Annotated in this window: 24 protein-coding genes; 12 read left to right on the top strand and 12 right to left on the bottom strand. The window is 59.0% G+C overall.

Annotated elements, in window-relative coordinates; genetic code table 11:
- Positions 1–316: 316 nt before the first annotated feature.
- The 3 genes from B060_RS0101220 to B060_RS0101210 are packed head-to-tail and all read left to right on the top strand — an operon-like array spanning position 317 to position 2,178.
- Complete coding sequence (locus tag B060_RS0101220; protein ID WP_236621607.1) at positions 317–1,375, top strand: flagellar basal body P-ring protein FlgI; 1,059 nt, start codon at positions 317–319, stop codon at positions 1,373–1,375.
- Positions 1,376–1,738: a rod-binding protein gene (locus B060_RS0101215; RefSeq protein ID WP_018079924.1), complete on the top strand. Its 363-nt coding sequence runs from the start codon at positions 1,376–1,378 to the stop codon at positions 1,736–1,738.
- A complete protein-coding gene (locus tag B060_RS0101210; protein ID WP_018079923.1) occupies positions 1,738–2,178 on the top strand; it encodes a hypothetical protein in 441 nt (146 codons plus the stop codon). The genes B060_RS0101215 and B060_RS0101210 overlap by 1 nt, the downstream gene beginning before the upstream one ends.
- A 12-nt stretch (positions 2,179–2,190) precedes the next feature.
- Here the strand turns inward: B060_RS0101210 and B060_RS0101205 are convergent, their stop codons facing one another.
- Positions 2,191–3,228, bottom strand: coding sequence for a hypothetical protein (locus B060_RS0101205; protein ID WP_155847731.1), 1,038 nt, complete (start codon positions 3,226–3,228; stop codon positions 2,191–2,193).
- Positions 3,229–3,467: 239 nt separating this feature from the next.
- Between B060_RS0101205 and uvrA the strand changes: the two genes are divergently transcribed.
- A complete protein-coding gene (gene uvrA / locus B060_RS0101200; protein WP_018079921.1) occupies positions 3,468–6,377 on the top strand; it encodes an excinuclease ABC subunit UvrA in 2,910 nt (969 codons plus the stop codon).
- Between the two features lie 67 nt (positions 6,378–6,444).
- Complete coding sequence (locus tag B060_RS0101195) at positions 6,445–7,293, top strand: carbonic anhydrase (protein WP_018079920.1); 849 nt, start codon at positions 6,445–6,447, stop codon at positions 7,291–7,293.
- Here B060_RS0101195 and B060_RS0101190 read toward each other — a convergent pair.
- Both B060_RS0101190 and B060_RS0101185 read right to left on the bottom strand, forming a co-directional pair.
- Complete coding sequence (locus B060_RS0101190; RefSeq protein ID WP_018079919.1) at positions 7,290–8,195, bottom strand: hypothetical protein; 906 nt, start codon at positions 8,193–8,195, stop codon at positions 7,290–7,292. The two genes, B060_RS0101195 and B060_RS0101190, sit on opposite strands and share 4 nt — an antisense overlap.
- Positions 8,196–8,233: 38 nt before the next feature.
- Positions 8,234–9,043, bottom strand: a complete 810-nt coding sequence (locus B060_RS0101185) for a hypothetical protein (protein ID WP_155847598.1) — start codon at positions 9,041–9,043, stop codon at positions 8,234–8,236.
- A gap of 156 nt (positions 9,044–9,199) precedes the next feature.
- Here B060_RS0101185 and B060_RS0101180 point away from each other — a divergent pair, with 156 nt between their 5' ends.
- The 3 genes from B060_RS0101180 to B060_RS0101170 all read left to right on the top strand — a co-directional run bounded on the left by B060_RS0101180 (position 9,200) and on the right by B060_RS0101170 (position 11,913).
- Positions 9,200–9,649, top strand: a complete 450-nt coding sequence (locus B060_RS0101180) for a hypothetical protein (RefSeq protein WP_018079917.1) — start codon at positions 9,200–9,202, stop codon at positions 9,647–9,649.
- 72 nt (positions 9,650–9,721) lie between these two features.
- Positions 9,722–11,140 carry a methylenetetrahydrofolate--tRNA-(uracil(54)-C(5))-methyltransferase (FADH(2)-oxidizing) TrmFO gene (trmFO, locus tag B060_RS0101175; protein ID WP_018079916.1) on the top strand — a complete coding sequence of 473 codons (1,419 nt, stop codon included), beginning with the start codon at positions 9,722–9,724 and terminating at the stop codon, positions 11,138–11,140.
- Between the two features lie 11 nt (positions 11,141–11,151).
- Positions 11,152–11,913 (top strand): DUF1353 domain-containing protein, encoded by a 762-nt coding sequence (locus tag B060_RS0101170; RefSeq protein WP_018079915.1) that lies wholly within the window; start codon positions 11,152–11,154, stop codon positions 11,911–11,913.
- 8 nt (positions 11,914–11,921) lie between these two features.
- Here the strand turns inward: B060_RS0101170 and B060_RS0101165 are convergent, their stop codons facing one another.
- From B060_RS0101165 to B060_RS0101140, 6 genes are all read right to left on the bottom strand, one after another.
- On the bottom strand, positions 11,922–12,590 hold the full coding sequence (locus B060_RS0101165) for a squalene/phytoene synthase family protein (protein WP_157405615.1): 669 nt from the start codon (positions 12,588–12,590) through the stop codon (positions 11,922–11,924).
- Between the two features lie 56 nt (positions 12,591–12,646).
- Positions 12,647–13,285, bottom strand: coding sequence for a hypothetical protein (locus B060_RS0101160; RefSeq protein WP_018079913.1), 639 nt, complete (start codon positions 13,283–13,285; stop codon positions 12,647–12,649).
- 94 nt (positions 13,286–13,379) lie between these two features.
- The gene (gene secF, locus B060_RS0101155; RefSeq protein ID WP_018079912.1) at positions 13,380–14,354 is read right to left on the bottom strand and encodes a protein translocase subunit SecF; all 975 of its coding nucleotides are present in this window, start codon (positions 14,352–14,354) and stop codon (positions 13,380–13,382) included.
- A 12-nt stretch (positions 14,355–14,366) separates the two neighbouring features.
- Positions 14,367–15,962, bottom strand: a complete 1,596-nt coding sequence (secD, locus tag B060_RS0101150) for a protein translocase subunit SecD (protein ID WP_018079911.1) — start codon at positions 15,960–15,962, stop codon at positions 14,367–14,369.
- A 48-nt stretch (positions 15,963–16,010) separates the two neighbouring features.
- Positions 16,011–16,361, bottom strand: a complete 351-nt coding sequence (gene yajC, locus B060_RS0101145) for a preprotein translocase subunit YajC (RefSeq protein ID WP_018079910.1) — start codon at positions 16,359–16,361, stop codon at positions 16,011–16,013.
- Positions 16,362–16,556: 195 nt separating this feature from the next.
- Positions 16,557–17,759 (bottom strand): M23 family metallopeptidase, encoded by a 1,203-nt coding sequence (locus B060_RS0101140; RefSeq protein WP_018079909.1) that lies wholly within the window; start codon positions 17,757–17,759, stop codon positions 16,557–16,559.
- 224 nt (positions 17,760–17,983) lie between these two features.
- Here B060_RS0101140 and B060_RS0101135 point away from each other — a divergent pair, with 224 nt between their 5' ends.
- Genes B060_RS0101135 through B060_RS0101120 form a run of 4 tightly spaced genes read left to right on the top strand, consistent with a single transcriptional unit; the run spans position 17,984 to position 19,448 of the window.
- Positions 17,984–18,160, top strand: coding sequence for a hypothetical protein (locus tag B060_RS0101135; protein WP_155847597.1), 177 nt, complete (start codon positions 17,984–17,986; stop codon positions 18,158–18,160).
- Positions 18,161–18,188: 28 nt separating this feature from the next.
- On the top strand, positions 18,189–18,614 hold the full coding sequence (locus tag B060_RS23670) for a hypothetical protein (protein ID WP_018079907.1): 426 nt from the start codon (positions 18,189–18,191) through the stop codon (positions 18,612–18,614).
- Positions 18,615–18,619: 5 nt separating this feature from the next.
- Positions 18,620–19,141 carry an RNA polymerase sigma factor gene (locus tag B060_RS0101125; protein ID WP_018079906.1) on the top strand — a complete coding sequence of 174 codons (522 nt, stop codon included), beginning with the start codon at positions 18,620–18,622 and terminating at the stop codon, positions 19,139–19,141.
- A complete protein-coding gene (locus B060_RS0101120; RefSeq protein ID WP_018079905.1) occupies positions 19,131–19,448 on the top strand; it encodes a hypothetical protein in 318 nt (105 codons plus the stop codon). Before B060_RS0101125 ends, B060_RS0101120 begins: the two co-directional genes overlap by 11 nt.
- Here B060_RS0101120 and B060_RS0101115 read toward each other — a convergent pair.
- From B060_RS0101115 to serS, 3 genes are all read right to left on the bottom strand, one after another.
- Entirely contained in the window at positions 19,445–20,104 is a 660-nt protein-coding gene (locus tag B060_RS0101115; RefSeq protein WP_018079904.1) for a protein-L-isoaspartate(D-aspartate) O-methyltransferase, read from the bottom strand. The two genes, B060_RS0101120 and B060_RS0101115, sit on opposite strands and share 4 nt — an antisense overlap.
- On the bottom strand, positions 20,101–20,898 hold the full coding sequence (gene surE, locus B060_RS0101110) for a 5'/3'-nucleotidase SurE (RefSeq protein WP_018079903.1): 798 nt from the start codon (positions 20,896–20,898) through the stop codon (positions 20,101–20,103). Before surE ends, B060_RS0101115 begins: the two co-directional genes overlap by 4 nt.
- 226 nt (positions 20,899–21,124) lie before the next feature.
- Complete coding sequence (gene serS / locus B060_RS0101105; RefSeq protein WP_018079902.1) at positions 21,125–22,576, bottom strand: serine--tRNA ligase; 1,452 nt, start codon at positions 22,574–22,576, stop codon at positions 21,125–21,127.
- Between the last annotated feature and the right edge of the window lie 89 nt (positions 22,577–22,665).

Genomic DNA, 22,665 nt, shown 5'->3' with positions numbered 1-22,665 from the left:
AAGAAATGCCGTCTAGCTTCTCTTCATCCGCGCCGATCAGAATGACCGATAGCGGAAACCGGCTTTTGCCAGTTGTAACGACACGGTCATTATTGCCGCCTACGGGTAAGCGAAGCCTTAACGCCCCGGCATAATTTTCCGCCTCGCTTCAAGTTCGCAAAATGCGCCTCACAAGTAACTGACTCTCAAGGCGAATTTAATCCACAAAGCGTGGCACGATATTCGCAGACCTATCCGGCAGTTATGGTTAACGGGTAATTTTATGCTGATCAGGAATTTGAAAGCTGCTTTTTGCGCCACGGCCCTCGCCGCCGCGATGCTGTGCGGCCATGCCGAGGCCGGCTCCCGCATCAAGGACATCGTCGATGTCGAGGGTGTCCGCACCAACCAACTCGTCGGCTATGGCATCGTGGTGGGCTTAAGCGGCACCGGCGATACGGTTCGTAACTCGCCCATGCTGAAGCAATCCATGGAAAGCATGATGGAGCGCATGGGCGTCAATGTCCGTGACGCCAGCCTTAACACCAAGAACGCCGCCGCCGTCATGGTCACCGCCGAACTGACGCCGTTTGGCGCCGCTGGCTCACGCATTGATGTCACCGTATCGGCCATGGGCGACGCCAAGAGCCTGCTGGGCGGCACCCTGCTGGTCACGCCCCTGCTCGGCGCCGACGGCGAAGCCTATGCCGTGGCGCAAGGCACCGTCCAGACCGGTTCGGTCTCGGCCGGCGGCGCGTCAGGCTCTTCGGTCACCAAGGGCGTACCGACCGCCGGGCGCATCGCTTCGGGCGGCACAATTGAGCGCGAAACGGCCTTTGACTTCAACTCCATGCCTTTCCTGCGCCTGACCCTGCACAATCCTGATTTCGCCACCGCCAAGCGCATCGCCGACACCATCGTGTCACGCTATCCCGGCACGGCCATCGCCCAGAATCCTTCGATCGTCGCCATCAAGCCGCCCGCCGGCACCTCGATGATGGACTTCATCACCATGGTCGAGCCAATGAACGTCGAGGTCGATACCCCGGCCAAGGTTATCATTGATGAAGTCAACGGCGTCATCGTCATGGGTGAGAACGTCCGCATCTCGCGCGTCGCCATCGCTCAGGGTAACCTAACCATCCGCGTCGATGAGCGCCCGGATATCAGCCAGCCGGCGCCGTTCAGCCAGGGCCAGACGGCCGCGATCCCCAACAGCAATGTCAGCATCGATGAGGAAAAGGGCAAACAACTGCTCCAGCTCGGCGGCGGATCATCACTTGCCGATCTGGTCGCCGGCCTGAATGCCCTGGGCGTCACGCCGCGCGATATGATCGCCATCCTGCAATCGATCAAGGCATCCGGCGCCCTACAAGCCGATATTGAGGTTATGTAAATGGACACCGCCGCCCTCCTCACCCTGCAAGCCGCCCAAACCCAAACGCAATCGGCCCAGCAGAACCGCATCAGCAGCGCCATGGCTGCCACGGGCGGAAAGAGTAACGCCAAGCTCGGCCTCGATTTTGAGACCATGTGCCTGACCAATTTGATGACGCCGATGTTTGAAGGCCTGAAATCTGACGGCCCGTTCGGCGGCGGCGAAGGCGAGGAAGCGATGAAATCCTTCTATATCGGCGCCATCGCCAAGGAAATGGCGCTGCGCGGCGGCGTCGGCATATCCGACATGATGCAGAAGCAACTGCTTAAAACCCAGGAAATGGGCCAGGAAATGAGCCAAAAAATGGGAGTGTCCGCCTGATGGCTCTTTCCGCCGCAAGCCCTTCTGATCGCGCCGCGCAACTGATCGCCCTGACCATCCGTCTTGGTGAACGCCTGGTGGGTGAAACCGCCTGTCTTGAAGCGCACCGCCCGCAGGATATCTACGAAGGCATTGAGGAAACGCGCAACCTGTCGAACCTCTATCGTCACGAATCGATGCGCATCAAGTCAGACCCGAGCCTGCTGAATGGCCTGACCGCCAATGAGAAGAAGGCGCTGCGCGAGGCCACCGAACTGTTTCAGGAACGCCTGCATCGCTATGAACTGGCGGTGACCGCCGCCAAGACGGTGACCGAGGGCATCATCAGCGCCGTAGCCGAAGACCTGAGCGCCCGCCGCACGCAAAACTCGCCCTATGGCGCACGCGGCCGCACGGTCGTCAGCGGCCCGCAATCGTTTAACTTCGGCAAAAAGGCCTGAAAATTACAGGCCTTAGTTGCCATTCAGGCGCTGGTCTTTGGGATTTGAATAGGCTCCCTTTTTAGGCAGGTCATCCTTACGGTCGCTTGAGGTCGGTGCGTGATTGACGCGCTTCCAATACTCATCATTGCCTGGTGTTGTCTTATACCGCAGGTCGAAGTCCTTCTTCGCCACAGCCGCCTGGAAATCTTTATCCGGCCTGGGCCCCAGCGGGGGCTGGCTGGCGAGATCCGTCATCTTGCAATCAGCAGGTATGGGCTCGCCAGCCTTTTGCGTTGCAACGCACCAGTCATGGTTTTGCAGGGATTGCGTCACCTGACCACGACCGCCCTTGAGGCCTGTGCCGTTTATACTGCCCAGCGGCAATTGCACGGTCCCGATTCGGCCGCCCTCGGGTGCCGCAGCCTGACCTGTCGGGGCCAAGCCGGAAGGCTGAACCTTCTGCAAGGCCGGCATATTGATAGAATCGACGGCGTGCAGATTGAGATCAGTCACTTGAGTCGCCGTGTCCTTTTTGGCCGCCTCGATCTCCTCCTGCGTTTTCTTTTTCACCGTCGCGCCGATGTTCGGACGAGCGGGCACATCCGCAACCGTTTTCGGTGCGGTCATGTCGAGCGGCTTCTCCTTGGGTATCTGGATGGTAATCGGCTTGACGACCTGGGGCTGAACCACGGGCTGTGGCGCGACAACAGCCGGCGCCGACTCTGACTTTTGCGGCGTTTCATCGACCTGTTGCGGCGTATCCTGCGGCTCGACCTCGCGCGGCGTCACGACCGGCTCGATAACCGGAACCGGTTCGGGTTTCGGCAGAGGCGGCACATCCCAAAGCTCGATCAGTACAGGCGCCTCATCGATCACCGCCAGATCCGTGTCCCAGACACCGAGACGCGAACTGAGCAGGGCCCATAAAAAAAGAGCATGAAGACCAAGCGCCACGACAACGGCGCCCGTTAAGCGCGTGCGTCGGCTGGTGCGGGCCGCCAATATCGCCAGCGATAACTCAAGGCCGTCGCTTATACGATGCCTTAAACGGGTAACGATGACCGACATGATAACAGCCCCCTTCATCCTGACCCTGATCAATAAATCAGGCCTTACTGTGTTCTTATGGTTGAAAATACATCAAAAACATCTGCTGACACATCCTGACAGCTTATCGTCATAGCTAAAGAACCGATATGTATTGCGGCGCAAAAACTAAATGTTGCTAAAATGTTCTTGAAGCCCTCTGGCAAATCACGGCAAAACTTCTATATAGTCCTCTTGTTCAAATTTCGGGATATGCGCGTATGGCGAAGCACTTCGATCAGGATTTCATCAAGGTTCGCGGTGCCAGAGAGCATAATCTCAAGGGCGTGGACGTTGATATCCCCCGCGGTCAACTGGTGGTGCTCACCGGCCTTTCCGGTTCAGGCAAATCGTCACTTGCGTTTGATACCATCTACGCCGAAGGCCAGAGGCGTTACGTCGAATCGCTGTCGGCCTATGCCCGTCAGTTCCTCGAACTCATGTCGAAGCCCGATGTCGACCTGATCGAAGGGCTGTCGCCGGCCATTTCGATAGAACAAAAAACGACCTCGAAGAACCCGCGCTCGACCGTCGGCACCGTCACCGAAATCCATGACTATATGCGCTTGTTGTGGGCGCGCGTCGGTATCCCCTATTCGCCAGCCACCGGTTTGCCGATCGAGAGCCAGACGATTTCGCAGATGGTCGACAAGATCATGGCCCTGCCGGAAGGTACGCGCCTGCTGCTGCTGGCGCCGTTCGTGCGCGGCCGTAAGGGTGAGTATAAAAAGGAAATCGCCGACCTTCAGCGTCAGGGTTTCCAGAGACTTAAGATTAACGGTGAATATTATCCCATTGAAGATGCACCAAAATTAGACAAAAAGTTCAAGCATGACATCGACGTCGTTATCGACCGCGTCATCGTCAAATCCGGCATCATGGCGCGCCTCGCCGACTCGCTGGAAACCGCTCTGAAACTGGCGGATGGCCTAGCGATCGCTGAATATGCCGATCTGGAAGACGGTGAAACCGAACCGAAGCGTATTATTTTCTCGGAAAAATTCGCCTGTCCTGTCTCCGGCTTTACCATCACCGAGATCGAACCGCGCCTGTTCTCCTTCAACAACCCCTACGGCGCCTGCCCGACCTGCGATGGCTTGGGCGTCAAGCTCGCCTTCGACAAGGAGATGATCGTCGCCGATCCTAAGCTCTCCCTGACCGGCGGCGCCATAGCCCCCTGGTCGAAGGGCCCGTCGCCGCTCTATGCCCAGACCCTGCAGGCGCTCAGCCTGCACTATGGCTTCAAGATGGATACACCGTGGAACAAGCTGAGCGAAGAGGTGCAGAACGTCGTCCTGCAAGGCTCAGGCGGCCAGAAGATCAAGTTCACCTACGAAGACGGCAATCGGCGCTACGACGTCACCAAGGTCTTTGAAGGCGTCATTCCCAATATGGACCGGCGTTGGCGTGAAACCGATTCGTCGTGGGTGCGGGAAGACCTGGCGCGCTATCAATCGGAAACGCCGTGCGAGGCCTGCGGTGGCGCACGCCTCAAGCCGGAAGCCCTGGCCGTCAAGATTGACGCCAAAAACATTTCGCAGATTTCCGGTTTGTCGATCCGCAAGGCACACGAATGGTTCTCCACCGTCGAAGACAAGCTGACGCCCCAATCACAGGAGATCGCTCGCAGAATCCTGAAAGAAATCAAAGACCGGCTGCGTTTTCTTAATGATGTAGGTCTGGACTACCTCAACCTGTCGCGCAATTCCGGCACGCTGTCCGGCGGCGAAAGCCAGCGCATCCGCCTGGCCTCACAGATCGGTTCTGGTCTGACGGGCGTGCTCTATGTGCTCGATGAGCCGTCGATCGGCCTGCACCAGCGCGACAATGACCGTCTGCTCGTCAGCCTCAAGGGCCTTCGCGATCTCGGCAATTCGGTGCTGGTGGTCGAGCACGACGAAGACGCGATCCTGCAAGCCGATTATGTCATCGACATGGGCCCAGCCGCCGGCGTGCATGGCGGCCAGATCATCGCACAGGGCCTGCCCGAAGAGATCAAGGCCAATCCGAACTCCCTAACCGGCCAGTACCTGACCGGCAAGAAGGAAATCCCGCTTTTCTATGGCGAAGGTCATAACGATCAGCGCCGCCCAATCAACAAGAAGAAGATGCTGAAGGTGATCGGCGCCCGCGGCAACAACCTGAAAAACGTCACCGGCGAGATCCCGGTCGGAGTCATGACCTGCATCACCGGTGTCTCAGGTGGCGGCAAGTCGACCTTCACGCTGGAAACGCTCTACAAAGCCGCCGCCCGCCGGCTCAACAATGCGTCTGCCCATCCGGCCCCGCATGACAAGATTGAAGGTCTGGAGTTTTTCGACAAGATCGTTGAGATCGACCAGTCGCCGATCGGGCGCACCCCGCGCTCCAATCCGGCCACCTATACCGGTGCCTTTGGTCCTATCCGCGACTGGTATTGCGGTCTGCCGGAATCGAAGGCGCGCGGCTATGGCCCTGGCCGCTTCTCCTTCAACGTCAAGGGCGGGCGCTGCGAAGCCTGTTCGGGCGATGGCCTGATCAAGATCGAAATGCACTTCCTGCCCGATGTCTACGTCACCTGTGATGTCTGCAAGGGCAAGCGTTACAACCGCGAAACCCTCGATATTTCGTTCAAAGGCCACTCCATCGCCGACGTGCTGGACATGACGGTCGAGGAAGGCGCCGAGGTCTTCAAGGCCGTGCCCACCATCCGCGACAAGCTGGAAACCCTCAAGCGCGTTGGTCTCGGTTATATCAAGATCGGCCAGCAGGCGACCACGCTGTCCGGCGGCGAGGCCCAGCGCGTCAAGTTATCGAAAGAGCTTTCCAAGCGCGCCACCGGCAAGACGTTGTATATTCTTGATGAACCTACCACCGGCCTGCACTTCGAGGATACGCGCAAACTGCTGGAAGTGCTGCATGAACTGACCGATCACGGCAACACAGTCGTGGTCATCGAGCACAATCTCGACGTCATCAAGACGGCTGACTGGCTGCTCGATTTCGGCCCGGAAGGCGGCGATGGCGGCGGTGAGATCGTGGCCTTCGGTACGCCGGAAGACGTGGCGAAAAACAGTAAGAGCTGGACTGGCAAGTATCTCAAGGAGATGCTGGCCAAACACAAACAGCGGCATCTCGAACCGGTGCAATAACTGTTTTTTCGCCTTACAAGCGAAGCGCGCTTAACCTCCGTTAACCAATTTTCGTCAGGATCGCGACATGAAGATGAGTCGCGCCCATAGAATCGTTGCGGTCAGCCTGCTGGCCCTATCCCTTGTCGCCTGCTCGGGCAAAAAGGCGGATGAACACGCGCCTGACGCAACGGAGCATGGCTCTGCTGAGCACGGCGCGGCTGCGGCCGGTCACGGCTCCGAAACGGGCGCCGTGCAGCACTGGACCTACAGTGGCAACGAAGGGCCGGCCCACTGGGCTCAGATGGGCGGCCCTAATGCGGTGTGTAGCGCCGGTCAGCGCCAGTCCCCTGTCGATATCTCTGGCAACACGCGCAATATGTCATCGCACATGGTCATGGCCTATCACGCCTCGACCGCCACGATACAAAACAACGGCCATACAATCGTCGTAACGCCGAAAGACGGCGGCGGCGTTGAGATTGATGGCAATCTTTTTACGCTCAAGCAATTCCACTTCCATTCGCCGAGCGAACACGCCATCAATGGCCACGCCACCGCGCTGGAAGCCCACTTTGTCCACCAAGATGCCAAGGGCCATTACCTCGTGATCTCCGTCATGTCGGACATTGGTGCTGCAGACCCCATGCTGGCCTCCTTGTGGACCTACCTGCCGTCCGATCCGGGCCAGCCAGTTCCCTTGCCGGATCTTCTGATCAACGCGCAGGATCTGATGCCGGGGACCGAGGACTTCTATGTCTATTCAGGCTCACTGACGACGCCGCCCTGCACGGAAGAGGTGACGTGGATGGTCTTTTCTTCGCCATTGACCGTCAGCGCTGAACAGGCCGACGCCTTTCAACGCCTTATCGGCCCGAACGCCCGCCCCTTGCAGCCGGCGCATGGACGCGACTTCCTGCATATGGCGGGCAGTTAACGCGCCGCTTCCTGATCCGGTAGAAGCGCCACCTTGCCGCGCAGGATCTTGTAGGCCGCCACCGGCGCGCCAAACTGTATGGCCGAGGTCAGCGGCGCGACAATCGCATAGCTCAGGACAAAGTAGATCAGAGAGGCCGGTGACAGGAAACTGGTCAGGGTGGTCGGGTCGGGCGGCACCATATCGCCGGTAACCTTGAGGCCGAGGCTCAAGACCTGCACCGCCTCGATGATCTTGTCACACAGAAACTGCACCACCAGCGCCAGGGCCATGGCGGCCGCATAGCCAGTGAACAATGACCAGAAGCGGTCCTGCGTCATGCTAAAACTACCGAACAGGTTGATACGCTGGCTTTCGAAGCTTTGCGGATTGTTAAGCGACAGGCGCAAGGATAGCCAGACAAAGGTGCCGAGCGCCAGAATACTGCTCAAGGACTGCGCCGCCGCCGCGGCTTGCGGGCTGCTGGCATTGACCAAAGCTGCAAAAAGGCTGCCAACCGTGCCAAAACCGATAAAAACACCGGCAAGGGTCAGCAAGGTCCCGCCCCGCACGCCCATCATGCGGATCTCATCCATACCCAGCTTCAGAAAGCCAAAACGATCATCTCTTTGTCCCATAGAGGCGCGGCAGATGGCGCAGACCAGAATCGACGACATGACAACATAGATGGGCGCGCATACGCCTAAAGCCGGTAAAAGCTGCTCGGTCAGGGTCTGGATCACCTGCGGATCATAGCTGGTCATCTTCATCAGCGTAGCCAGAGCCGGTCCGGCCATAGCGACCATGATGCCCCACATCGCCCCCCACCACAGAAGCGTCAGCGCCCCCCAGAAAGCGATCAGCTTGGGTCGCTCGCGGATCAGGCGGAAGCCTTCAAAAGCGAAGTCAAAGGTGAGGTTCATGCGCAGGTCTCGTCCGTCCGCATCAGGCACGGACTCGGCTATTTAGACCTGATCGTGACAATCTGCCTATAGCTGGCGGCCAAAAATCCGACGGTCAATGGCAAAAACAGGAAAATATACAGGCTCATCAGCGCGGCATGGACCACAAGACGCGCCTGCCCGGCATGTCCCAGCCCTTGGCTAACTAAACCACAGATCAGCCCGAATGGTAACAGGATGACCAACAGCCCAAGACATATCCGCCCGACATGACCGGAGGTCAGCCCCAAGGCATTGAGCGTCACCAGCCGGCGCTCGGCGATATTGGCGGCGGCCAACAGGGCGAATTTCAGCCCCACAAAAACGAGGAAGAGAAAGCTGCCGATGATATAGGCGATAAACAGATAGTCTATGCCGTCATGCCGCGCGATCAGCGCCTGAACCGCCTGCATCGTGGTGTCATAGCCATGCGTCAGACCGGAAAAGCTGAGAGCGATGGCGAAAACGATAAACAAAGTGGCCGCCATCAAGGCGAAAAAGGCCGTCACGACCAGCGAGGCCACAAACAGACGCCATTCCGGCGGGCCAAATTGCAGACCGCCAAGACCAAGCCCTTCTTCGCACGCTGACTTGCCGAACAAGGCGACGCGATAGAGCCCCCCTTGCGTCATGAGCTTGGCGATGACCAGCAACACAACCAGCGCCAGACCGGCCAACGGCGTTGTGAACGCTATCGCTGCCATCGGCCCACCGATCACAAGCGCCAGTATCACGAGCAGCGAAAGCCACCCGCCAGCCCACGCCTGCGGCAGAAAGCCTGTAGCCGTCTTCAAGGCTTTCGTCACCGAAAATGCCGATGTATCCCTCATAATACCCCCAACCATGGCCTGTCGATCTATTTCAGGCCAATAGCAATTTAGAAACAAATCCATTCGCTTTTAAAGCTTATTTCGTTAACCGCGTCACATTTCCGATCCAAGCTTGCTATAGAGCCACACAGATATGACCGTGATATGAGGATCAAGATGAAAAAGTTCTGGTTGGCCATGGCCGCTTTCGTGATGGCGATGCTGCCCCTATCACCCGCCATGGCACAATCCATGACCGATGAGGAATCGGCCGAACTGGCGCAGTTTCCACTGACCGAACCTCTGCTGGCCAAGCTGATTGCCGCCGCGAAGGAGATCAACACCCAGAAGATCGATCTCGGCGGTGGCGCCGATATGTCGAAGATGGAAACCCTGGCGCAACTGGTCGGCCAGATCGAGGCCTCGCCGAAAGCACGCGACATCATCGTCAGAAACGGTCTGACGCCGCATGATTTTCTCTATGGCATGCTAGCCATTGCCGATGCCGTGGCGGCTGCGCAACCGGGCGCCGGCGATGTCATCCTGTCCTACACCAATGCGGCCAATATAGACTTTTACAAGTCGCATCACACACAGATCGACGCCTTTCTGGCCGGCCGCCTGTAATCTCTTCCCACAGGCGTCGCCTTGCTATAGAGGCATCGTCTTTCCGTTTAGGCTCTACGGCAGGAGATCAGGTTGACAGTTCATGTTATTGGCGGCGGTCTCGCCGGTTCAGAAGCCTGCTGGCAACTGGTTCAGGCGGGCATTCCGGTGGTGCTGCACGAAATGCGCGGCGGCACGCGCGATGGCGCGCCGATCACGACCGATGCCCACCAGACCGATGGCCTGGCCGAACTGGTCTGCTCCAACTCTTTCCGCTCGGATGACTGGCAGTTCAATGCCGTGGGCCTGCTGCATGAAGAAATGCGCCGCTCGAAGTCTCTGATCCTCGCCTGCGCTGACAAGCACCAGGTGCCGGCCGGCGGTGCGCTTGCCATGGACCGCGAGAATTTCAGCGCCGCCGTCACCGAGACGCTTGCCAACCATCCGCTCATGACCATCGTGCGCGAGGAAATCACCACCCTGGCCGATAAGGGCTGGGACAATGTGGTGGTGGCCACCGGCCCCCTCACTTCCGAGGCGCTGTCGCGCTTCGTGCTCGATGTCTCCGGCGAAGGCCAACTCAGTTTCTTCGATGCCATCGCGCCGATCATCCATGCCGAGAGCATCGACATGTCGAAGGCGTGGAAGCAATCGCGCTACGATAAGGAAGGCCCCGGCGGCGACGCGGCGGCCTATATCAACTGCCCGATGGACAAGCAGCAGTACGAGGCATTTATCGACGCCCTGCTAGATGGCCCCAAGGCCGAATTCAAGGACTGGGAGCACGTCCCCTATTTCGATGGCTGCCTGCCAATCGAGGTCATGGCCGAGCGCGGCCGCGAAACCCTGCGCTACGGTCCCATGAAGCCTGTGGGCCTGACCAATCCGCATAACCCGACGGTGAAAGCTCATGCGATCATTCAGCTTCGGCAGGATAACGCCTTGGGAACGCTGTATAATATGGTCGGCTTCCAGACCAAGCTGAAGCATGGCGCTCAGGCTGAGGTCTTCCGCATGATCCCGGGCCTGGAGAACGCGCAGTTCGCGCGTCTGGGTGGCCTGCACCGCAACACCTTTATCCAGTCCCCCAAGCTTCTCGACCGAGAATTGCGCATGAAAGCGTTTTTCGCGCCCTCAAGCAGCGAAGCAATAGGGCAAAAACATGTGCGGTTTGCAGGTCAGATCACGGGCGTGGAAGGCTATGTCGAAAGCGCCGCCATCGGCCTTTTGGCCGGCCGTTTCGCCGCCGCGCAGGCTCTGGGCCGCGACCTCCCCGCCCCGCCCGAAACGACCGCTCTGGGCGCCCTGCTCAACCATATCACCATCGGCCACCTCGAAGGCGGCTCCTTCCAGCCCATGAACATCAACTATGGCTTGCTCCCGCCGCTGGACGCGCCGAAGGTCGATGAGGACGGCAAGAAAATCCCGCTCAAGGAGCGTGGCCGCGCCAAAAAACGCCTTATGTCGTTACGCGCCTTGCAGGATTTGCAGGACTGGCTAAATATCGCCTGAATTTCGGGCTAATGGCCCGGTACATGCTTATCGGATGGGTTCCCTTGCGTTCGTTGAAAATTGCCGCCTTAGCCGCCCTGCTCTTTGTCGCCGGATGCGCCACAACGAAGACGACGGAGACCGTCTATGTGCCAGTGGTGGCACCGACGCCGCCCAGTTCGCTGACGCCGCTGCCGATCATGCTGTTCAACCAGACCAAACAGGGCCGCAAGCTTTTCACCCTCAACGCCGAATTTCCCTATTGCGACGGCGCCACCGGCATGGTGATCGTGGTGCCGAAATGGTACGTCACCGACTTCGCCTCGGTGCCATGGTACGGCCAGAGCTTTATCGATCCGCAAGGGCCGACGGCGCGCGCGGCCATCATCCACGACTGGCTCTACACCATCGGCGAGCCGGGCAAGCGCGATGTCGCCGATGGCATTTTCTACCGCGCCATGATCAAGTACGGCGTGCCGGAATATCAGGCCCGCATCGCCTATAATGCCGTCCATGTCGGCGGTCAGGGCGGGTATGGCCTGGCGGGTGACTGGCAATTCGTCGACCCGACGCGGCAGAGCGTCAAACAGGCGGCGCCCTTCATCAAGCCTCGGACCGGCGCCGTACGCATCCTGCCGAAATGCCAGGGTTTCAACGAACTCATTCAGAGCGGCTGGCGCGCCTATCCGGAAAAGCCAATCATCATCAATGTGCCGCCGCCGGTCGTGGTGACGGAAAAGCCGCTGGATGGCGTGATGGAACGCATGCCATGGGGCAAAAAGAAGAAATACTAGATAAGTTTCTAGATTTTGGCGCTGATAAAGGCCCAGAACAGCCTCAAACGCTTGGAAAGTGGTCCAGGCATCCGGCCATGCCATAAATCACCTGCCAGAGTGGCCGGCAAGGCCAGCGGCATGACAGCCACCGGCATTCCCTTGGCAGCCTTCACGGCTTCGCGTTTCAGGTGCGCAAATTCCATATCGCCGGCGTCGCTCAAGCCGCGCGCGGCCTTGATATGCGACATGCCGATGAGCCGGGCAATATCGGTCAGGTCGGCGCTCTCGCCCAGTATATGAGCGGCCAGACGGCAAACAACGCCCTCCCCGCGATCCACGACGCTAAGCGCGTCCTTGATGGTCAGCGGCCCTTTATCGAGCAGCGGCATCTGGCCTTCGATCAGGTTGAAAAAGTCCTTCGGCGCCTGCTTATAGCGCTCAATGATCGCCTTCAGCGCTTCGGTCAGCGGATGGTAACGCACCGCCCGACCCTGGTCGATTTCCTCAATCGCCTCAAACCACCAGCGCAGACGAATTTCGCCCATCAACGGATCGGTGACGCGTTCGGGGATATCGCGCAGGGTTTCCAGAAAAGCAAACAGCACCAGTATGTCGGCCCGCTTATTCGCTTCAGGGATGAAGGCGCAGGCCAGGCGAATGTCCTCGGACTTCGGTACCAATTCAGAGGACGTCACGCAAATTTATCCAAAAATAGTCTGATACAGTTTTTGTTGATCCAGCCGTTTTCGGACTAGCCGAAAATGGTCTGGTACATGGCCATGCTCGCCAGCATGGGCAGAGACAGCAGCGTATTGATGCGGCTGAACATCATGGCCTTTTTTGCCGCGGCGGCCTTCTGCTCCGGCGTGAAGCCTTCGCGGATGCCAAGCGCGATCTTCTGCGCCGGCCAGATGGCGTGCCAGACGTTCATAAACATGATCAGGGCCAGCCACATGCCGACGCCAATAAAGATGAACTGGGAATTAGCGCTGTCAAAACCGAAGGCATAGCCCTTGGCGGTCAGGCTGACGAAACCAAAGCTCATGGCCTCGACGATGTAGCCGCGCAACCAGGCCAAGATCAGGCCGAAGACGACGGTAAATAGTGCCGAATAGCGGAACCAGAACAGGGCTTCGGGTGCGATATACTTGCTGATAGCTGGTTTAAGATCGGCGGGGATATCCGGCATGACCCGGATCTGCACGAAGTTGAAATAGTAGAGCAGACCGACCCACAGTACGCCGCACAGGACGTGCGCCCAGCGGATGACGGCGATCAGAAAGACCTCATTGAAGCCCGCGCCGTGCTTGCCGAAGCCAAAGATCACCAAGGCCGCCAGCAGAAAACTGGCCAGCATCACATTGCGAAAATTACCGAGAAAACCAGCCATAGCCTGCCCCTTATCCTGAAATCCGATTCGTATCCTACGTCAGACGCGCCATCAAAGCAAAACGGCCTCCGCTGGGAGGCCGTTTCAACAGTGTTTAAGGCATGTCTTTGGGCTTCTTACCGCCCTTGAAGCCACCCAGATCGACCACCTCGGCGTCCGGGTCGTTGCGGTTGACGCCCCAGATCAGGATGATCGGCAAGGCGACGTAGATTGACGAATAGGTGCCGATCAGGATGCCGAAGACCATGGCAAAGACGAGCGGGAACAACGCCGGACCACCCAGGAACAACATGCCGGCCAGTGCCAGAACAGCGGTCGAACCGGTGATGATGGTGCGCGACAGACGCTCGTTTTCCGACAGGTTGATGATATCGGCCAGCGGCGTCTTGCGGAACTTACGCAAATTTTCACGCAGTCGGTCGAAGGTGATCACCTTTTCGTTCATCGAATAACCGATGACGGTAAGCAGTGCCGCGATCGAGGTCATGGTGAATTCGATCTGCAGGAAGGCCATCATGCCGACCGTCAGAGCCACGTCGTGCAGCACGGCGATAACCGCACCCGAACCGAATTGCAGGCCGGACGGGAAGCGGATCCAGATGTAGATCAGCATCAGCACAAGCGCCGCCCCCAGGGCCAGGAAGCCCGAACGCAACAGTTCAGCCGAAACCTTGGGGCCGACCACTTCGGTGCGCTTGAAGGCGATGCCCGGAATGGCCGCCGACAGCTTGGTCTTGATGGCTTCGACGCCGTCATTGGTCTGGTGGCTCTCGTCGAGCTTGAACTTGATGATGACGTCGCGCGGGCTGCCGAAGGTCTGGACGCCCGTATCTTCCGCGCCGAACTGATTCATTTGCGCGCGCAGGGTATCCAGATTGGCCGCCGTCGGCGTCTCGACTTCAAGCACATTACCGCCGGCGAAATCGGTGCCGAGGTTCAGGCCTTGCAGAAAGAGCACAGCGATGGTGGCGATGATCGCCAGTCCGGAAATGACGGCCGCCACAGGTGCATACTTCGTAAAGCGAAAGTGGAACTCGTTCGGCAGGTTTTTAATCAGAGGCCATTGCATGACGCGGATACCTTAAATCGGGAGTTTCTTGGGCTTGGCGGCCTTATACCACCAGCCGAGCAGGATCTGGCTGACCAGAATGGCCGAGAAGACCGACGTGAACACACCGATCATCAGCGTCCAAGCGAAGCCACGCACCGGGCCGGCGCCGAAGACGAACATGATAAGCGCCGCGATCAGGTTGGTGATGTTGGCGTCCATGATCGACACCAGCGCGCGGGCGAAGCCGACATCCATGGCCGCGATGGGCCGGTGGCCGGATCGTTCTTCGTCGCGGATACGCTCATAGATCAGCACGTTAGCGTCAACGGCCACGGCCAGACTGAGGATCAAACCGGCGATACCCGGCAAGGTCAGGGTGGCCTGGAAGGCCGTCATCGAGGCCACGATCAGCAGCAGGTTGACCAGCAGGGCCGCAATCGACACGCCGCCGAAGATGAAACCATAGGCCAGGAACATGAAGACGACGATGGTCAGGAAACCGATAATGGTCGACACGACACCGGCGTGAACCGCATCTGCCCCCAGTTCGGCGCCAACAGTGCGCTGACTTTCGAAGTTGAGCTTGGCCGGCAGGGCGCCGCTCTTGAGGATGTTGACGATTTCCGAGGCCTCTTCATGGGTGAAGCCGCCGGTGATCTGCCCGCTGCCCGTGGTGATGGCGCCATGGATAACCGGCGCCGAAACGATGTGGCCATCCAGAACAATGGCGAAACGTTTGCCCACATTGCGCAACGTGGCGTCACCGAATTTCTTGGCGCCTTCACTGTTGAAGGCGAAATCGATGGCCGGACGCTGATACTCATCGACACCGACATTGGCCTTGGTCAGGTTGTTACCCGATACCAGAATAGCCTTGCGCACCACCAGAGGCGTACCACCACGGCTGTCATCCGGCAGGACTTCCGAGCCCGGCGGCACGCGGCCAGCGGCGAGATCGGACGGGCTTACGGTTTCATCGACCATCTGGAAGGTCAGCTTGGCTGTGCGGCCAATCAGACGCTTCAGTTGCTCAGGGTCGCTTTCGCCCGGTGCTTCAATAACGATCCGGTTGACGCCCTGACGGCTGATCGAGGGCTCCTTGGTGCCGAGCGCATCGATACGCTTTCGGATGACTTCGATCGAGGTTTCGACCGCACCGGCGGAGGTGGAGCGGATACCTTCCTGCGTGAAGATCACGAGCAGGGTTTGATCACTATTCTGCTGAACCGCGAGATCCATCACGCCGGGGTTCTTCGGCAGGGGCGTGCCGAGCTTGACGAGCGTGGCTTGCGCTTCCTGCAGGCGCGACGCATCTGTGATGCGAACGCTAACAGAGGTGCCGGTGGCGGCGACGCCGGTGTAGGCGATGCCCTTTTCATCAAGACGGGCCCGCACATCATCGCTGACAGCGGCGATCTTGGTCTTGATCAGGTCGTTGGTATCGACCTCCATCAGGAGGTAGGAACCACCTTGCAGATCGAGACCGAGGTTCAGAGTCTGAGTCGGCATAAAGCCTTTGACCTGATCCCGCACACTGGCCGGAAGGAAGTTGGGCACGGCAAAAAGGATGCCCAGAAGGACGGCTACAATAACCAGCCCTACCTTCCAGCGCGATAAATTCATCATGATCGGGATGCTCGGTCGTTAAATCTGCAAAATCAGGAAAGGGTGAGCTTAGCTCTTGGCGTCGTTGGCGGGCGCAGGCTCGCCCTTAACGCGCACTTCAGCGATGAGGGCCTTGACAACGCGTACATTGACGCCGGTCGCCACTTCAATCATGACCTCGGCGTCTTCAACGCGCGTGACCTTGCCGATCAGGCCGGAGGACAGAACCACCGTATCGTTGCGCTTCAGCGCCGTAATCATGGTCTTGTGTTGCTTGGCGCGCTGGCTTTGCGGACGGATCATGAAGAAGTACATCGCGCCGAAAAGCACGATCATCATCGGCAGCATGGTCAAAAGGTCACCACCAGCGGCGGGGGCAGCAGCGCCAGCGGCCTGGGCAAAGGCAGGTGTTGCGAACACGTATGTCTCCTGAATATCATTGACTTTTAACCGCCGGTTCGGTGGCGGGTTAAAATTTGTTCGCCATACATAGGCACAACCAAAAAAAGGTCAATGACATTATTAGCACGGTTTGCCACCACCAACCGTCAATAGACAAAGCCGAACCACCAAAAGCGGTCCGGCTTTGTAAATCGTGGAATTCGCTTCTGAATTCTAAGGCAGAACGAGCGTCGGATCGATCGGACGGGCGATATCGGTCGACGGCGTGTAGCGAATTTCAAAGTGCAGTTGCGGCTGATCAATGGTGCCGGTCTTGCCAACCGTGCCAATCACCTGCCCCTTGGTGACGGTTTCATTGTTCTTCACCAACATGTTTTGCAGGTGTGAATAGCCCGTATACCAGCCGTTGGGATGCTTGATATAGATGGTGTTGCCCAGTTCCTTGACCTGGTCGCCTTCATAGACCACCACGCCATCGGACGCCGCGCGGATTTCGGTGCCTACGGAAGCGGCAATGTTGATTCCGTCATTGCGCACATTGGGCGCCAACTGGCCAAACGGCACCAGAAGCTTGCCCTTGACCGGCCATACGAACCTGCCCTTGCCCATCTGCGTAAGCTGCGCGCTGCCGGGGAAACCTGCCACAGTCGGCGTAACGGCCGGCTTGACAACCGGCTTCACCGGCGTCGTTGTTGTGGTCGTGGTCGTTACCGCTGGCGCGGTCACGGTCGGCTTTGCGGTGGAAGGCGGTGCAATCACCGGCTTGGTCGCTGGTGTCGTCGTGGTCGGGGCGGTCGTCGTTTTCGCCGGCGCGACGACAGCGGGCTTAACAGGCGCAACAGCCGGCTTTGCCGCTGGAACTGCCAGAGCCTTTTCGAGCTTGACCAGTCCGGTTCCGTTGGCGTGATCCTCAACGCCCTTATCGACCGCCGAGGAGGGCAGCAGAACCTTCTGGCCGATGCGCAAAGAGGCATCCGGCGCCAGATCGTTAAGCTCATAGATCGCCTTGATCGGCACGCCGAAGCGGCGCGACACGCCGTAGAGGGTGTCGTGCGGCTGGAGCACATAGACATAGGCCGCCGGTGTATCGCGTACCGGCGCGGTAGCCACAGGCCTGGTCGCTGCCTTGGCCGCTGTTGTCATCTCAGCGGGTGGCGGAGGCGGTGGTGGCGGGGCGGCCAGTTCGGTCACCTGCACGCTGCCATTGGGCGATGTCACCGGCGGCGGTGGCGCCTCTTCCTCCACGCGGCTCACTGGCACGACCGCTTCGGCCGGCTTGTCCTGCATATAGATGGGATATTTCGGCTTTAGGGGCGTAGCCGTACAGGCCTGCAAGGCCATCACAGTCACCGCCGTCAGCGCAAGTTTGACGGACAGACGATTTAGGTGATCCGTCTTGAAAGGATGCGGGAACATGGCAGGCTCCATCGGTAGCAAGCAGAAAAAGCGTAGGTCAAAACCACTCTATGCGAACTTATGGATAACGAATCGTTAAACTGTCCGGCAAGCGGAGCTTTGAAACGGGGGACAGTTCAAAAAACGCAAAAATAATTCTGGCGGCCACATCCAAACCGGCTCGCGGCGGACATTAAGTCTCAGAAGGCGGGCTGATCCGCGCTTACGGAGAGATGAAAATGTTCATGACGCTTTTTAATCAATACTGGTGGCTGGTATTCCCGCTGGGCTTCATGGTCGCGGGCGTGGTCCGCATGGTACTGAGGGACGAGGAAAAGCGCCGCACCATGGCTCTGATCCGCACCTACACCGACCAGGGCAAGGACGTTCCGCCCGAACTTTTTAATCTTTTGAAGCGCTAAGCGCTCGTCTTTCATCCGGAGTCTTATCATGACCGCAAGTCAACTTTTTGCCAGCTACTGGTGGCTGATCTTTCCGATCTTCGGCATGAGCATGGGCCTGATCGGGATGCTCGGCACCTTCCGCCACCGCAGCGAAACCCTGAAACTGATCAAATATTATGCCGATCAGGGCAAGGAACCACCGCCTGCCCTGCTCGACGCCCTGCGCAGCAACGAACCTCATGGCTTTGACTACAGCGCCCGCCACGGCCGCCGGCGCGGCGGTGCGTGGACGCAGGTTGTCGTCTTCGGCGCCCTGTCTGCCGCCTTTGGATATTTTGGCTATTATGGCGGCGGCGGACAGGTTTTCATCGCTTTGGCGCTCGGTTTCGGGGTCGCCGCGGTCAGCCTTTTGGTCATCTCGATTATTCGCGCCGCCGCTTCGCGCCCGGCTGACCTTGACACGAAGGACTAATCTTCATGTCCGACCCGCTCATTAAGCGGGCCAGGGAAGGCTCTGGCGACGCCTTCTCAAGGCTGGTGGCAGATCATCAACAGGCGGTGCGCGCCTTCGTGCGCCGCCTGTGCGCCCTGCCTGACGATGCGGACGATCTGGCGCAGGAGGCCTTCGTGACCGCCTGGACCAACCTGCACAAACTGCGCGAGGGTGTCGCCTTCAAAACCTTCGTCTGCGGCATCGCCTACCGCAAGGCGCTCAATGATCGCAAGCGCTTTAACCGCTCGGGCGCACGCGACACCGAATGGTCGGGGATGCAGGACCAATCCCGTTCATCAACGGTTGATGCCCGACTAACGGTGCAGGCCGCCCTGCAAACCCTGCCGATTGATCAGCGCGCCGCCATATCGCTGTGCGTCGCCGGCGATTACAGCCATGCCGAGGCAGCTGACATTTTGGGGCTTCCGCTCGGCACGATTAAGTCCCATATTCTCAAGGGAAGGGCCAGATTGAATGCCCTTCTGGGTGTACCCGATGACCAATGACGCTTTGAAATCAATGTTGACGAACGACGCACCTGCCGCCCCGCCTGCGCGGGATATCGGCTTTGTCGTCGAGGTGATGAAGCGTGTCGAGCTCCGCCGGCTTTATGAGGGCCTGGCATGGCTCACCCTGATTTTTACCACCGTCACCGCCCTGCTCTTCATCACCATGCCGGTCATTACGCCTGCCCTCACCGGACTGGGTCAAGCCATGTGGCCGCTGGTCATTGCTATAGGCATAGCCGGCTTTTCGCTGGTCGGCTTTGAGCAGACCCGCCGCGTGTTCAACCAGTTAGGTTGGCGTTTTTAGGTTTCCTTGGCGACGCCGGCGATCAGCGGCACAAAGCGCACCTCACCAAGATCCTCGGTCTCATAGCCATCCGACGTGCGGGTATAGCGCAGCAGGCGCTGGGTCGAGCCCCGCCCTTGCGGCCCCACCATGATGCCCTTGACTTTAAGTTGCGCCAGCAGGTGCGTCGGCGCTTCCGGCAGGGCAGCTGTGACCAGAATGCGATCAAACGGCGCCTGCTCCGGCCAGCCTTCCCAGCCATCGCCGAAGCGATAGATGATATTTTCCAGCATCAGCCGCTTATGGCGGATCTCGGCCTCGACCATCAGTGAACGGTAACGCTCGATCGTATAGACATAGCGCGCAAGCCGGCTGAGCACGGCGGTCTGGTAACCGCTGCCGGTGCCGATCTCTAACACGCGGTGGCGGCCTTCGATCTTCAGCGCCTGGGTCATCAGCGCCACGATATAGGGCTGGGAGATCGTCTGGCCGCAATTGATCGGAATGGCGGAATCTTCCCACGAGCGATCGAGAAAAAGCTCCGGCACGAACAGGTCGCGCGGCGTGTATTCCATGGCGTGCAGCAGCTTCTTGTCGTCGATGCCCTGGCTTTTCAGCCCACGCAGCAGCCTTTCCAGGCGCGTTTCTTCGGGACTGTCCTTGCGTGTTTCGCTCATGACGCCACCTCGTCCTTGATGACTTTCGGCGCCACGCCGCCCAGAGTCTTTTTGAGGCGGTGCATCGTCTCATAGTGCGTCAGGTCGAGGTGCAGCGGCGTCACCGAAATGCGTTTTTCACGCACGGCCTTGAGGTCGGTGCCATCGAGCAGGGTCTGTTCGAGGGCGTGGAAATCCATCCAGTAATAATCACGGCCGCGCGTATCGACGCGCTTGACGGCGTGCATCTCATGCTGATCGCGCAAACCCTGCTTGGTGACCTCGACGCCGGTGACGCTGTCGGCGTCGCAATCGGGGAAATTGATGTTCATGATGACATCGGCCGGCCAGCCCTGCTTGATCAGATTGCTGATCACCGGCGCGCCATAGACCTGCGCTGCCAGCCATTGCGCTTCGATATCGAGCTCGAAATCAAGGCATTGCGACAGGGAAATGGAGGGAATGCCGAGCGTCATACCTTGTAGGGCGCCGGCGACGGTGCCCGAAAGCGTGACGTCCTGCGCCAGATTGAAGCCGCGATTGACGCCGGAGAGCAAAAGATCGGGCGGACTGTCCATCAGGTCGTTCACGGCGATTTGCACGCAATCGGTGGGGGTGCCGGAAACGGCGAAGCGCTTCTCACCGATACGGCGGGCGCGCAGCGGATCATGCAGGGTGATGCCCCTACCCTTGCCGGATTGTTCGGTGAGCGGGGCGCAAACCCAGACATCATCGCTCAGGGCGCTGGCAATATCGTAAAGCACCTTCAGCCCGAAGGCATCGATACCGTCATCATTGGTGAGCAGAATACGCATGGGGCGTTTGTACGGCGATTTGAACAGATCACGCAACGATGAAAGCAGCACTCAAAGCAAGAAAGATACACCACCACCACGCCATAAAGAATGGCGCGGTCCCCCTCCCCGACAAGCGGGGAGGAACAGGAGGCCGCTATTTCTTGCACCTCCCCGCTTGTCGGGGAGGGGGACCGCACGAGCCAGCGAAGCAGGCGAGATGTGGTGGTGGGGTTTCTTGCTTTAACTACCCAATATGCGTCAGCCCGCCCATATAGGGCTGGAGCACCGAGGGAATGGCGATGCGGCCCCCCTCGTCCTGATAGTTTTCCATGATGGCGACCAGGGTACGACCAACCGCCAGGCCGGAACCATTAAGGGTATGGACAAAGCGCGTGCCTTTTTCGCCGGCCTTGCGGGTGCGGGCGTCCATGCGGCGCGCCTGGAAATCCCCGCAGTTCGAGCAGGAGGAGATTTCGCGGTAGGTATTTTGCGACGGCAGCCAGACTTCGAGATCGTAGGTCTTCTTCGCACCAAAGCCCATATCGCCGGTGCACAGCAGCATCGTGCGGAACGACAGGTCGAGCTTTTTCAGGATGGTTTCGGCGCAGGTGGTCATGCGGTCGTGTTCGGCCTCGGATTGCTCCGGCGTGGTGATCGAGACCAGTTCGACCTTCTGGAACTGGTGCTGGCGGATCATGCCCTTGGTGTCGCGGCCCGCCGAACCGGCCTCGGCGCGGAAGCAGTTGGTCAGGGCGGTCAGGCGCAGCGGCAACTCTTCCTCGGCGGTGATGGCTTCACGGACGAGATTGGTCAGGGTCACTTCGGCCGTTGGGATGAGGTAATACGGTTGATTCTTTGCTGGAGGTGCCTCCAAACTACTTTGAGCCTCCCGGATGTAGCTATCGACGTCCACAAAACTGTCAATTTTACCTTTAGAAGCTAATATAGACTTCAAGCGTTGTCCGAAGGAAATCCAGCTTTCCTCGCTCGATACTGGTTGCTCTCCCGTTTTGAATAGGTCCTCTTCAAATTTCGGCAATTGCCCAGTTCCAAACAGAGCTTGCTCGCGGACCAGAACCGGTGGGTTGATCTCGGTATAACCGTGCTCGCTCGTCTGAACATCAAGCATGAATTGGCCAACCGCGCGCTCCAAACGCGCCAGTTGGCCTTTTAGCACCACGAAGCGCGAACCAGACATCTTGGCCGCCGCTTCAAAATCCATCAGTGGGCCGATTGGCCCTTTCAACGCTTCGCCCAGATCGGCGTGATCCTTGGCGGGGAAGCTCAGGATGTTCGGTGCGCCATGTTTGCGAACTTCAACATTGCCGTGCTCGTCGGCGCCTTCCGGCACATCCTCGAACGGGATATTCGGCAAGCTGGACAGCAGATCTTTCAGGTCTTCGGTCTTGAGACGTTCGGTTTCCTGCGCCGTACTGATCGCGCCTTTCAGGCCCTCGACCTCGGTCATCAGTTCGGCAGCGCGCGCCTCATCCTTCTGGCCCTTGGCCTTGCCGATTTCGCCGGACAGCTTTTTCAGTTGCGCCTGATTGGTCTCGAAGGCGGTTTTTGCGGCACGCAGATCGGCATCCAGCGACAGCAGGGCATCGACATCCGATTGCGCAGTTTCGCGGCCGCGACGCGACCAGCCCTGAACATAGCTCTGAGGATTTTCGCGGATCGCCTTGATATCGTGCATGTGAGAAGCCTTGACTGAATGCGGGGTCTGCCCCCTCCGTCACGGACGTCGCCTCTGCCGAGGCGAGCGCCGTGCCACCTCCCCCGTTT

The sequence above is a fragment of the Asticcacaulis benevestitus DSM 16100 = ATCC BAA-896 genome (assembly GCF_000376105.1).
In the GTDB taxonomy this organism is placed as follows: domain Bacteria; phylum Pseudomonadota; class Alphaproteobacteria; order Caulobacterales; family Caulobacteraceae; genus Asticcacaulis; species Asticcacaulis benevestitus.
This window is presented reverse-complemented; position numbering and strand designations above follow the sequence as displayed.